This is a genomic window from Microbacterium deminutum (assembly GCF_039530205.1).
Lineage (GTDB): Bacteria > Actinomycetota > Actinomycetes > Actinomycetales > Microbacteriaceae > Microbacterium > Microbacterium deminutum.
Genome location: NZ_BAAAOG010000001.1, coordinates 193669 through 207214, shown reverse-complemented (window position 1 = coordinate 207214; position 13546 = coordinate 193669). Strand labels below are relative to the sequence as shown.

Below are 13546 nucleotides of genomic sequence, written 5' to 3'. Positions count from 1 at the left end.
CATCCCGTGATCCGCACCCCCGATCAGCGGATCCGGGTCTTCGTGAGCTCGACACTGAGGGAGCTCGCGGACGAGCGCCGCGCGGCCCGCGCCGCCATCGAGCGGATGCGGCTCGCGCCCGTCATGTTCGAACTCGGCGCCCGCCCGCATCCCCCGCGGGAGCTGTACCGCTCCTACCTCGAGCAGAGCGACGTGTTCGTCGGGATCTACGGCGAGCGCTACGGCTGGATCGCGCCCGGAGAGGAGGTCTCGGGCCTCGAGGACGAGTACCTGCTCGCGCCGGCCACCATGCCCAAGCTGATCTACATAAAGGAAGCCGAGAATCGCGAGGATCGGCTGAACAACCTCATCGACCGGATCCGAGGCGACGACACCGCCTCGTACGTGTCGTTCGCGACCGCCGAGGAGCTCGCCGAACGGGTCGCCGGCGACCTCGCGACGATGCTCGCCGAGCGGTTCGAAGGTAGTCGAGCCCCGGAGGAGGCCGACGCCGTCTCGCCCCTGGCGACGAAGATCCCGCCACCCTACACCGAGACTCTGGGTCGCGATGCGGACGTCGCCGCTGTGCTGGACCTCCTCGCCGACGACACCGTCCGGCTCGTCACCCTCGTCGGGCCGGGCGGGATCGGCAAGAGCAGGCTCGCGATCGAGGTCGCACTCCGTGCCGCCGCCGTCGGCGACCGGGACGTCGCCTTCATCCTGCTCGAGCACGTGACCGATCCCGGACAGGTGATCCCCACGATCGCCGCCGAGTTCGGCGTGCGCGATTCTGGCCGCGGCAGCATCGCCGACGACATCGGCAGGGCGCTCGGCGATCGCCGCATGCTCGTCGTCCTCGACAACTTCGAGCAGGTGCTCGACGCCGCACCCGTGCTCGTGGCGCTCTCCGAGGCGCTGCCGGGCACGTCCTTCCTCGTGACGAGCCGGGCTCGGCTTCGCGTCCGCCCCGAGCACGTGTACGACGTGCCGCCGCTCCCCCTTCCGGACCCTACGAGGGCGATCCACGCCGGCACCGCATTGGATTCGTGGGCGATCCGGCTGTTCCGCGACCGCGCTCGCGCAGCCAATCCGGCGTTCGACATCACGGAGGACAACGTCGCCGCCGTCGCCGGGATCTGTGCCGCCCTGGACGGCGTGCCCCTCGCGCTCGAGCTCGCGGCTGCCCGGATCCGGGTCCTCACGCCGTCAGCGCTGCTGGAGCGGCTCGAGCGGCGGCTTCCCCTGCTCGTCGCTTCCACGCGGGATCTGCCCGACCGGCAGCGCACGATCGAGACGACGATCGCCTGGAGCGCAGGGCTTCTCGAGCCGGCGCCGCGCGCTCTGCTGATCCGCCTCGGAGTGTTCGCGGGTGACTTCAGCCTCGACGCTGTGGAGGCGGTCGGCGCCGGGCTGTCGGCGGATGCCGATACGCTCTCGCTTCTCACCGAGCTCGTCGACAACAGCCTCGTCCGCCCTCGGGAGCTCGCCGCAGTGCCGGTGTTCGGCCTTCTCGCCACGGTCCGCGAGTACGCGCTCGCCCTGCTCGAGGCATCTCCGGATGCCGCGGAGGTGCGGCGCCTGCATGCGGACCACTACACGCGGCTGGCACTGGAGATCGCACCGAAGCTTCAGGGGAGGACCCAGCTCAGCGCACTGGCAAGACTCGGAGCCGAACGCGACAACCTGCGCACCGCAGGCCGGCACCTGCTGGAGATGGGGGCGGTCGACATGCTTTCGCGCGTGGTGTGGGACCTGTTCCTGTACTGGTGGATCCGCGGGCTCATGCCCGAAGCGCGGGCGTGGATGGACGCGATCCTCGCAACCGGAGTCGCCGTGTCGGACGCCACCAGGGCGATCGCACTGGGCTACTCGTCGTGGGTGAGCCTCTGGCAGCAGCGGGGCGGAGTCGGCCCGGGCCCGTTCGAGGAGAGCGTCGCGCTGTTCCGCTCGATCGGGGACCGGGACAGCGAGGCGCTCGCGCTGGGCTCCCTCGCGCTCGCGTATCTCGCCGAGGTTCCCCCCGAACTCGATCGCGCGGAGGAATCCGGACGTGCCTCGCTCTCGATGCTCGAAGGCCGGATGCCGACCATCGAGTCGATGGCGAAGGTGGCGATCGGACGCGTGTTCGTCGTCCGCGGCGATGTCGCGCAGGCCGCGCGATGGTTCGACGAGGCGCTGGAGCAGGCCGAGCTCATCGGCGATCCCTTCGCGACGACGCTGGCGATCACGAATCGGGCATGGATGTGGATCGCACAGGGGGCGCCGCGGGGCGACCTCTTCGAACGCAACCTCGTGCTGGCGACCGAACTCGGCAACGTCGACGGAGCCGCCTACGCCCTGGAAGGTCTGATCGCGATCTCGGTGCTCAGCGGCGACATCGAGCGGGCGGGCGTCATCGCGGGCGCAGCCGAATCCGTGAGGCGGCTGACCGGGATGGGCGAGCAGGCGACGATCGTGACCTTCGAGCCGTTCGTGGCCTCCGTACTGGCCACCGCCGCCGCGCCGGCGTTCGAGGCGGCCCGCGCGCGCGGACGGATGATGACCGTGCACGAGGCCACGGAGTACGCACTGGGGAGTGCCGCCGGGCCGACCGCCGACACCGGCGCGACCCTCGAGACGTCATCCGGAGCCCGGTCATGACCCCGGCGTCGGCGGCGGGCGCGCCAGGCGGATCTGGGCGCCAGGATGTGGACATGACCGGGGCGACATCCGTGATCCGGACACCCGATCAGCGGATCCGCGTGTTCGTCAGCTCGACTCTGCGCGAACTCGCCGCTGAGCGGGCCGGCGCCCGCGCGGCGATCGAGCGGATGGGACTCGCCCCCGTGATGTTCGAGCTCGGCGCGCGCCCTCACCCACCGCGCGAGCTGTACCGTTCGTATCTCGCCCAGAGCGACATCTTCGTCGGCATCTACGGGGAGAGCTACGGCTGGGTCGCGCCCGACGAGCAGATCTCCGGCCTCCAGGACGAGTACGACCTCGCGCCGGCCTCGATGCCGAAGCTCATCTACATCAAGGCATCCGATCGTCGCGACGAGCGGCTCACCGCGCTCATCGCGCGCATCCAGGCGGACGATCACGCGGCGTACCTGCCCTTCCGCACCGCAGACGAGCTCGAGGAGCGGATCGCCGACGACCTGGCCACGCTGCTTGCCGAGCGCTTCGACGCCTCGCGGCGCGGAGCCTCTGACGAGGGCGAACCCGCTGAGGCGCTCGCAGGGCGAGTGCCGGTCCCGTACACGCGGACGATCGGGCGCGAGGAAGACGTACATCGCGTGCGCGAGCTGCTCGCCGCCGGCGCGGATCGGCTGGTGAGCCTCGTCGGACCCGGCGGCATCGGCAAGAGCCGCCTCGCGATCGAGGTCGCGCGGGAGAGCTCGGAGCTCTTCCGGGACGGCGTGTACTTCGTCCTTCTCGAGGGTGTGCTCGAGCCCGGCCTGCTGCTGCCGACGATCGCGTACGCGCTGGGGGTGCGCGACAGCGGCGACGTCGACCTCGAAGACCGCATCGGCCGCGCGCTCGAGGGCAGGCGCGTGCTCATCGTCCTCGACAACTTCGAGCAGATCGTGGATGCCGCACCCGTCCTGGTGCGCCTTTACACCGCCGCGCCGCTCGCGACCTTCCTCGTCACGAGTCGCGTCGTGCTGCGGATACGCGGGGAGCAGGTCTACGAGGTCGAGGCGCTGTCGTCTCCTGGCGCGACCGAGCCCGCGACCGTGCACCGGGCGCTGCGCTCGCCGGCGGTCGCGCTCTTCGTCGACCGGGCACAGGCGGTCCGGCCCGACTTCGAGCTCACCGACCGCAACGTCGCGGATGTCGCGAGCATCTGCCGCCGGCTCGACGGGCTCCCGCTGGCGATCGAGCTGGCCGCCGCGAAGATACGAGCGCTCAATCCCGCAGCGATCGACCAGCGCCTCGAGAAGACCCTGCCACTGCTGACAGCGGCATCGCGGGACCTTCCGGAACGGCATCGCACGATGCGCGCCGCGATCGACTGGAGCGTCAGCCTGCTGCCGGACGTGCAGCGGGAGATGCTCGACGACCTCGGCGTGTTCGCCACCCGATTCGCACTCGATGCCGTCGAAGCTGTCGCCGCCGGCAGGTCATGGGCGGATCAGGTGCTCGACGCCCTCGGCGGCCTCGTCGACGCGTCGCTGGTCAAGCAGGCCGACCTCGGCGGCAGGTCGACGTTCTCGCTCCTGGCGATCGTGCGGGAGTACGCCGTCGAGCGTCTCGGAGCCCGCGGCGAGGCCGATGTCATGCGCGCCGCGCACGCCGACTACTACGCAGGGCTCGTGCGACGCACCTCGCCGGATCTGCGCGGACCCGCGCAGCCCGCGGCCGTCCGGACCCTCGGCCTGGAGCTCTCGAATCTGCGCGCGGCCGTGCGCCACCTCGTCCAGATCGACCGGCTCGACGACGCCGGCGACTTCGCCTGGAACCTGCTCGTGTACTGGTGGATCTCCGGCTTCTTCAGCGAGGTGCGGCTGTGGATGCTGGACCTGCTGGGCAGCGGACGACCGATCTCGACGCGCACGCATGCCATCGCCGTCTTCTTCACGATGTGGGGCGAGATGTGGCAGCGCCCTTCGAACCAGGTCATCGAGGGTCTCGGCGAGGCTTCCCGCCTGTTCGCACAGAGCGGCGATGCGGATGCCGCGGCCATGGCGCTCGCGGCCCGCGGAAGCACCCGGATGCGCTTCCCCGATCTCGACATGGCGGCCGCCGAGGCCGAACTGGTGGAGGCCCGCGATGCCCTGCACGGCCTCGGCGACTGGTGGGCGGAGGCTCTGGCGGAGGTCGCACTCGGACTGCTCGCGATGGCGCGTGGCGCATTCGCCGAGTCGCTCGAGCGGTTCGAACGGGCATCGGCCATCGGCGTGGCCGAGCAGGACGCGTTCACGCGCGTCGTGGCGGGGAACAACGTCGCGCGGGTGCGCCTGCTCGGCGGCGACATCGAGACGGCGAGCGGCGACTATCGCACCACCTTGGAACTGTCGGCGCTGCTCCACTACGACGAGGGGGCGCAGTACTCGCTCGAGGGGATCAGCGCGATCGCCGCGCTGCAGGGCGACGCATGGCGTGCGGGCGCTCTGGCGGCAGTCGCGGCATCCATCCGACAGCGGGTCGGCGTGTTCGACGTCGACGGTTTCGCCGCTAACGTGCAGCCTCTGACCGCGATCCGCGCAACGGCCCCGGAGGCGGTCGCGGGCGGCGAGCGCGCCGGCGCGGAGATGAGCATCGCCGAGGCGTACGCCATCGCGCTGCCGGATACGGATGCCGAGGGCGGACAGGTGCCGGCGACATGGTGAGCCGCGCGGCGGGGCGGCGCGTCAGATGCGGCGCGGAGGGAGCCATGATGGGCATATGAGCGAGGTTCGGCACCCCGTGATCCGAACGCCCGACCAGCGGATCCGGGTGTTCGTGAGCTCGACCCTTCGAGAGCTCGCGGACGAGCGGCGCGCGGCGCGCACCGCCATCGAGCGGATGAAGCTCGCGCCCGTGATGTTCGAACTGGGCGCGCGCCCGCACCCGCCGCGCGAGCTGTACCGCTCCTACCTCGAGCAGAGCGACGTGTTCGTCGGGATCTATTGGGAGAGCTACGGCTGGATCGCTCCCGACGAGGACGTCTCGGGGCTGGAGGACGAGTACAACCTCGCCCCGCGCGGAATGCCGAAGCTGATCTACATCAAGGCCAGCACGCACCGCGAAGAACGGCTCACCGCGCTCCTCGCCCGGGTCCGCGACGACGACACCGCCGCCTACTTCACGTTCGAGACCGCCGACGAGCTGCAGGACCGCCTCGCCGACGACCTCGCCACCCTCTTCGCCGAACGATTCGACCAGTCTCGCCCACGCGCGAACGGGGCGGATGCCGACGACCCGGGCGTTCCTGCCGCGACGCGCCTTCCCGAGCCGACGACCCCGACGATCGGGCGAGAGCATGACATCACCGCGGTGAGAGCACTGCTCGCCCAGGGGACCGATCGGGTCATCACGCTGGCGGGTCCTGGAGGCATCGGCAAGAGCAGGCTCGCCGTCGAGGCGGCGCGCGCGGCGGCGGATCTCTTCCCGGACGGGATCTACTTCGTCGCTCTGGAAGCGGTGCTCGACGTCGACCTGCTGCTGCCGACGATCGCGGCGGCAGTCGGCATCCGGGACAGCGGCGAAGCCGGCCTGCTCGAGCGGCTCGCGGCCGCCCTCGACCGCCGGCGGGTCCTCATCGTGCTCGACAACTTCGAGCAGATCGTGGAGGCCGCGCCGGTGCTCGTCCAGCTCTTCTCGATCGTGCCGATGGCCTCCTTCCTCGTGACGAGCCGCATCGTGCTGCGCATCCGCGGCGAGCGGGTCTACGAGGTCGAGCCGCTGACGACCCCGCCGGGCGAGATGCCGGCGAGCCTCAATCGCGCGACGCGCTCGTCGGCCGTCGCGCTCTTCGTCAGTCGTGCCCAGGCCATCAAGCAGGGCTTCGACGTCACCGCGGAGAACGCGGCCGACGTCGCCGACATCTGCCGTCGACTCGGAGGACTGCCGCTGGCCATCGAGCTGGCGGCGGCGAGGATCCGTCTTCTGACGCCGGCAGGCATCGCGGAGCGTCTCGGCCAGAGCCTGCCGCTGCTGACGGCCGCGGCGCGCGACATCCCCGAACGCCACCGGACGATGCGCGCGGCGATCGACTGGAGCGTGAGCCTGCTTCCCGACCTCGAACGCGACCTGCTGGAGGACCTCGGCGTGTTCGCGACGCGCTTCAGCCTCGACGCCGTCGAAGCGCTCGGCGCCGGCCGATCATGGGACGGCCAGGCTCTCGAAGCGCTCAGCGCGCTGGTCGATGGGTCGCTCGTCAAGCAGAGCGAGGTCGACGGACGGGTATCCTTCTCGCTGCTCGCTCTCGTCCGCGAGTACGCGCTCGCCCGCCTCAAGGAGCGCGGCGAGGCCGATCGCATGCGCTCCGCGCACGCCGACTACTTCGCGGGCTTCGTCGGGCGCCTCGCACCCCAGCTTCGAGGGCGCGGTCAGGCGGATGCCGTGATGGAGCTCGAAGTCGAGCTTCCCAACATCCGTGCCGCCGTCCGCCACCTGATCTACACGGATCGCCTCGACCACGCCGCCGACGCCGCGTGGGGCCTGCTGATCTACTGGTGGCTGTCGGGCTCGTTCGCCGAAGTGCGGCTGTGGATGCAGGAGCTGCTCGGCAAGCAGCAGCCGATCGCGGCCCACACGCGTGCGGCCGCGACGTTCTTCGTGCTGTGGGGCGAGCTGTGGCAGCATCCCTCCGACCAGATGGTGGCAGGCCTCGGCGAATGCGTGCGGCTGTTCACCGAGAGCGGCGACGAGGAGGCCGCAGCCATGGCGATGGCCGGGCGCGCGACGGCACGGATGCAGTTCCCCGACCTCGATGTAGCCGCCGCCGTGGGCGAATTGAGCACCGCAGTGGCGACGCTTCACGAACTGGGCAACACCTGGGGAGAGGCGATCGCCGAGGTGTCGCTGGGCCGGATCTCATGGGCCACCGGACAGATCGACGAGGCCCTGGCGCATTTCGATCGCGCGACCGAGATCGCGCGGGCCGGCCAGGACCTCTTCACCGTCGTCGTGGCGGGCGTGCTGCGCTCGAGGCTCGACTTCCTCCGCGGAGAGGTCGCCACGGCCGAGGACGAGTTCGGCGAGCTGCTGCGGCTGTCCACACGACTGCATTACGAAGAGGGGATGGCATATGGCCTCGAGGGCATGTGCGCCGTCGCCGCCATCCGGGGCGACTCCTGGCGGGCGGGTGCGCTGGCGGCGGCCGCGGCGCGCATCCGGCAGCGGATCGGCGTCTTCGACGTCGAGGCGTTCATGGTGCACCCGATTCCTCTGGCAGCCCTGCGCGAACGCGACCCGGAGGGGCTGGCGGCAGGTGAGCGTGCTGGAGCCGATCTCTCGCTCGGCGAAGCCGTCGCTCTCGCGCTCCCCGAGGATCAGGACGCCGTGCGAGAGCCGCTCGCGAAGCAGTGATGCGGCTCGACGGGTGGCGCAGAGCACCGAGTGGGAGGACGCTATCGCCGTGAGGGCTTCATGACCGCAATGGATCGGCCCGTGATCCGCACGCCGGATCAGCGGCTCCGCGTGTTCGTGAGCTCGACGCTGCGCGAACTCGCCGACGAACGCCGTGCGGCACGATCGGCGATCGAGCGCTTGCGCCTCGCTCCCGTCATGTTCGAGCTCGGGGCCCGGCCGCATCCCCCCCGTGCGCTGTACCGCGCGTACCTGGCGCAGTCGGATGTCTTCGTCGGCATCTACGCCGAGAGTTACGGATGGGTGGCTCCGGACGAGGACGTCTCCGGCCTCGAGGACGAATACAACCTCGCGCCGGCGTCGATGCCGAAGCTCATCTACATCAAGGCCGCCGAGCGTCGCGATGACCGGCTCCGCGAGCTCATCGATCGCATCCGCTCGGACGACACCGCGGCATACCTTCCGTTCGAGACGCCCGAGCAGCTCGAGGAGCAGATCGCGAGCGATCTGTCCACGCTTCTCGCCGAGCGCTTCGACGAGACACGCGATTCCGGCGACGCCGCCCTCATGCCGGCGACGTCGTCGCCCGCCGCGCGCATCCCGGTTCCGTATACCGCCACGATCGGGCGCGAGGACGATCTGACGCGCATCCGCGAACTCCTCGCGCGCGACGAGACCCGCGTCCTCAGCCTGATCGGGCCCGGGGGCATCGGCAAGAGCAGGCTGGCGATCGAGACGGCTCGCCTCGCGGACGACCTCTTCCCCGATGGGAAGTACTTCGTCCTGCTGGAAGGGGTCCTCGAGCCCGGACTGGTGGTACCGGCGATCGCGTACGCGCTCGGCATCCGCGACAACGGCGAAGCCGCACTCGAAGAGCGCATCGCCCACGCGCTCGCGGGCCGCCGTGTGCTCGTCGTGCTCGACAACTTCGAGCAGATCGTCGACGCCGCGACCGTCGTCGCGCGGCTCTCCGCCGCCGCGCCACTCGCGAAGTTCCTGGTCACCAGCCGGATCGTGCTGCGGATCCGCGGCGAGCAGGTCTACGACGTCGCGGCACTTCGCACGCCCGATGTCACCGCCTCGCCCACCCTCGATCGGGCGCTGCGGTCCTCGGCCTGCATGCTGTTCGTCGACCGAGCGACCGCGGTCAAGCCCGGCTTTTCGATCAACGACGAGAACGCCGCGGACATCATCGACATCTGCCGTCGCCTCGAAGGGCTGCCGCTCGCGATCGAGCTGGCCGCCGCGAAGGTGCGGCTGCTGAATCCGCGCGGGATCGCGGAGCGCCTCGAGCAGAGCCTGCCGCTGCTGACCGCGGCGGTGCGGGATCTGCCGGAGCGCCATCGGACGATGCGCGCCGCGATCGACTGGAGCGTGGGTCTGCTTCCCGACGACCAGCGCGATCTGCTCGACGACCTCGGCGTGTTCGCGACCCGATTCACCCTCGAGGCGGTGGAAGCGGTCGGTGTCGGCCGTTCCTGGGAGGGAACCGGATTCGAGGGGCTCGCGGCCCTCGTCGACGCCTCGCTGGTCAAGCAGACCGAGATCGCCGGGCGCGCCGTGTTCTCGCTGCTGGCGATCGTGCGCGAATACGCGATCGGACGCCTCAAGGCGCGCAACGATGCGGACGTCGTGCGAGCCGCCCACGCCGACTACTACCGCGGGTTCGTCGCCCGCGTCGCGCCGGGGCTGCGCGGAGTCGGTCAGGCCGACTCGGTCGTGCAGCTCGGCCTCGAGCTCCCGAACCTCCGCGCCGCCGTGCGCCACCTCGTCTACACCGACCGCCTCGACGACGCCGGCGACTTCGCGTGGAGCCTGTTGATCTATTGGTGGATCGCGGGATTCTTCGCCGAGGTGCGGGTGTGGATGCTGGAGCTGCTCGGCAAGGAGCGCCCGATCACCCAGCACACCCGCGCTGTCGCCTGGTTCTTCGCGCTGTGGGGTGAGATGTGGCAGCGCCCGTCCGATGGCGTGGTCGCCGGGCTCGGCGAGTGCGTGCGGCTGTTCGCGGAGAGCGGCGACGACGACGCCTCGACGATGGCACTCGCGGCGCGGGCGACCGCGAGGCTGACACTGCCGATGCCCGATGTGCGTACCGCTGGACTCGAGCTCACCCAGGCGGTCGACAGGCTCCACGAGCTCGGAAACACCTGGGCAGAAGCCATCACCGAGGTCTCGCGGGGCCGGCTCGCGTGGCTCCTCGGCGCCCGCGACGAGGCACTGGCCCACTTCAGCCGCGCCACCGAGATCGCCGAGGCGAGCGCCGACCTGTTCACCCTGTCGGTCGCGGGAAACCACCAGGCCCGGCTGCTGCTCCTGCGCGGCGAGATCGACGAAGCCGAGGAGGACTGCATCCGCACCCTCCTGGTCTCCATCCGGCTGCACCACGAAGAGGGCATCGCGTACGGGCTGGAAGGCCTCTGCGCCGTCGCCGCGGCTCGTGGCGACGGCGAGCGCGCCGGCACCCTGTCGGCGGTGGCGGCCGCCATCCGCCATCGGATCGGCGTGTTCGACGCCGAGGCGTTCCGGGTCCACACCCCGCAGCTCGACGCCCTCCGAGCGGTGGATCCGGATGCCGTGGCCGCCGGCGAGCGACGGGGTGCCGACCTGACGGTCGCCGAGGCCGTGGAGCTCGCACTTCCCGAAGCCGAGAGCGGGGCGGTGCACCAGACACTCGTGGAGTGGTGATCCGTCGGCTCCCTCTGCTCGGGCCGCACAGCGCGGAGCGGCGGAAGCGAACGGTCAGCGAGCGTGCCGGAACCGGATGCGGGTGCCCGGCCGCGCCTGCGCGAGCAGGTCGAGCGCGGCATCCGCCACCACCGCGATGACGGGATAGCCGCCGGTCACCGGGCCGTCGGCGAGCAGGATCGTCGGCCTCCCCGTCGGCGGCACCTGGATCGCGCCGGGCACCATGCCCTCGCTCGGCAGCTCGCCGTCGACGGCACGCTCGAGGACGGGTCCGTCCAGCCGCATGCCGATGCGGTCGGCGGCGTTCGAGACGGTCCAGACGGCGTCGAAGAGGGTCCGATGAGCGGATGCCGTGAACCAGTCCGCGCGGGGACCGGCGGCGAGGGCGATCTCGAGCTCCTCGTCGTGCGGAGCACCCCACGGTGCGACGGTCGCCACCGGGATCGGACCCGCGATCTCCCCGGCGATCAGGATGACATCGCCCGCGCGCAGCGGCTGCGGGCCGAGCCCCGCGAGCAGGTCGGTCGCACGCGAGCCGAGCGACACGCGTGCGTCCACGCCGCCGCGGATCGCGAGGTACGCGCGTGTGCCGTGCGAGAACCAATCCAGGTGCAGTTCTTCGCCTGCACGCCAGCGGTGCGCCTCGTAGGGATCGACCTCGCGACCGGCAAGCACGATCCGCCCCCATGCGCCGGTGACCGCGAACCAGCGGTCTTGCTCGGCGGTCGCGCGCAGGCCGCCCATCGTGACCTCGATGGCTGCGGCCGCCTCGGAGTTGCCGAGGAGGCGATTGGCGGTGCGGAGGGCGGCGCGGTCGAGTGCTCCGGACGGCGAGACGCCGAGGGATGCCGCTCCCGGCCGCCCGAGATCCTGCACCGTCGCGAGCAGCCCGGGCTCGATGATGCGAAGCCCGCTCGAGGTCTCGGTTCGGGGTTGGGGTTGGGGTTGGGGTTGGGGTTGGGGTTGGGTTGGGGGTTGGGGTTGGGTTGGGGGTTGGGGTTGGGTTGGGGGTTGGGTTGGGGGTTGGGGTTGGGGTTGGGTTGGGGGTTGGGGCTCGGGTTGGGTTTGGGGCGGATGTGGCCCGTTGGGGCGCGATTCGTCCGCCCCGACGGACAGATCGCGCCCCGAACCGAGGGCGGGCCGCGCCGCGCCGGGATCGGGATGGGCGGGACCGGGCTGAGGCGAGGCCGGACCGGGCTCAGGTTGGGTTTGGGGCGGATGTGGCCCGTTGGGGGGTGATTCGTCCGCCCCGACGGACAGATCGCGCCCCGAACCGAGGGCGGGCCGCGCCGCGCCGGGATCGGGATGGGCGGGACCGGGCTGAGGCGAGGCGGCACCCGCCTCGGGCCGGGCCGAACCGGGCTCGGGTTGGGTTTGGGGCGGATGTGGCCCGTTGGGGCGTGATTCGTCCGCCCCGACGGACAGATCGCGCCCCGAACCGAGGGCGGACCGGGCCGACTCCCCGGGCACGCGCACGATCTCGCGCACCGGCCGGAAGCGCACTCGCGCTCCCGGCGTGAGCAGGGCCGGGGATGCGGCATCCGGATCGAACAGGCGGGCGGATGTGGTGCCGATCAAGCGCCAGCCGCCTGGGGACTCGCGGGGATACGCGCCCGTGAATCCCGCGGCGAGACCGACCGCGCCCGCCGGGACGCGCGTGCGGGGCGACGCGAGACGCGGCACGTCATGCCGCCAGTCGGGGCTCACGAGGTAGCCGAACCCGGGCGCGAACCCGGTGAAGGCCACTGTCCACCGCGCGCCCGCGTGGAGCTCCGCGAGTTCGGCGGCGGACAGGCCCAGTAGTGCGGCAGTGTCCGCGAGGTCGATGCCGTCGTAGGCGATGTCGAGCACGACCTCGTCGGACCACGCACGTCGCTCGGCGGCCGTCGCCGCAGCGGCCGATTGCGCCCACGCACCTGCGGCCGCGAGTGAGAGCACCGCCGGATCGACGCGCACGAGCACCGTGCGCGCCGCGGGCACGATGTCGATCACCCCATCCGGTCGCGACCCGTCGAGCTGCGCGTGCAGGGCGAGCACGTCGTCGAGGGACGCTACCTCGAGCAGGATCGCCCGGTCGCCCATCGGCAGCAGCCGCGCGTTCACCACGGCGCCCGCACCTCGATACCGTCGGCGTCGAGCGCTGAGCGCACGGCTCGCGCCATCGCAACGGAGCCCGCAGAATCGCCGTGCAGGCACAACGACGCGGGCGCGATGTCAATGCGGCGGCCGTCGGTGGTCATCACGAAGCCCTCGCCGGCCAGTCGCAGCGCCCGCTCCGCGACGGCACCGGGATCCTCCAGCAGCGCGCCCGGCTCGTCGCGGGGCACGAGCGACCCGTCGGCGCGGTATCCGCGATCGAGGAACGCCTCGGTCACGAACGAAAGGCCACGGCTGGTTGCCGCCTGCGAGACCGCGCCGCCGAGACCGAGCACCGGGAGCGCCCGGCCGAGCCGATCGGAGAACGCCGCGACGGCATCCGCTACCGCTTCGGCCTGCGCGACATCTCTCACGATCCGGTTGTACAGCGCGCCGTGCGGCTTCACATAGCGGATGTCGGCCCCCGCCGCGCTGAGCGCGGCGAGCTGGCGGGCGATCGTCGCCGTGAGCTCCGCCGAGTCGAGGTCCATCGCCCGGCGCCCGAAGTTCGCCGGGTCGGGGTACGACGGGTGTGCTCCGACGGCCACGCCCCGGAGAGCCGCTCGTTCCACCGCCGCCCGCATGGATGCGGCATCCCCCGCATGCCCGCCACAGGCGATGCTGGCGCTGGAGATCACAGCGAACATCGCCTCGTCATCGGCGGTCGGCACGCCCTCGACGGTCTCGCCGAGGTCGGCGTTGAGATCGATCGCCACCATGGCTCCACGGTACTGGCGACCCCCTTCGC

General features: G+C 71.5%; 6 protein-coding genes. 4 read left to right on the top strand and 2 right to left on the bottom strand.

Going from position 1 to position 13546, the window contains the following annotated elements:
* Positions 1-6: 6 nt before the first annotated feature.
* The 4 genes from ABD212_RS00930 (at position 7) to ABD212_RS00915 (ending at position 10662) form a co-directional block, all read left to right on the top strand.
* Positions 7-2619, top strand: a complete 2613-nt coding sequence (locus ABD212_RS00930; RefSeq protein ID WP_344090250.1) for an ATP-binding protein — start codon at positions 7-9, stop codon at positions 2617-2619.
* Between the two features lie 53 nt (positions 2620-2672).
* Complete coding sequence (locus ABD212_RS00925; protein ID WP_344090248.1) at positions 2673-5291, top strand: DUF4062 domain-containing protein; 2619 nt, start codon at positions 2673-2675, stop codon at positions 5289-5291.
* A 55-nt stretch (positions 5292-5346) separates the two neighbouring features.
* Entirely contained in the window at positions 5347-7974 is a 2628-nt protein-coding gene (locus ABD212_RS00920) for a DUF4062 domain-containing protein (RefSeq protein WP_344090246.1), read from the top strand.
* An 81-nt stretch (positions 7975-8055) separates the two neighbouring features.
* On the top strand, positions 8056-10662 hold the full coding sequence (locus tag ABD212_RS00915; RefSeq protein ID WP_344090244.1) for an ATP-binding protein: 2607 nt from the start codon (positions 8056-8058) through the stop codon (positions 10660-10662).
* 54 nt (positions 10663-10716) lie between these two features.
* Here ABD212_RS00915 and ABD212_RS00910 read toward each other — a convergent pair whose 3' ends face one another.
* Both ABD212_RS00910 and ABD212_RS00905 read right to left on the bottom strand, forming a co-directional pair.
* Positions 10717-12768 carry a 5-oxoprolinase subunit B/C family protein gene (locus ABD212_RS00910; protein ID WP_425561218.1) on the bottom strand — a complete coding sequence of 684 codons (2052 nt, stop codon included), beginning with the start codon at positions 12766-12768 and terminating at the stop codon, positions 10717-10719.
* Positions 12762-13517: a 5-oxoprolinase subunit PxpA gene (locus ABD212_RS00905; RefSeq protein ID WP_344090241.1), complete on the bottom strand. Its 756-nt coding sequence runs from the start codon at positions 13515-13517 to the stop codon at positions 12762-12764. Before ABD212_RS00905 ends, ABD212_RS00910 begins: the two co-directional genes overlap by 7 nt.
* Between the last annotated feature and the right edge of the window lie 29 nt (positions 13518-13546).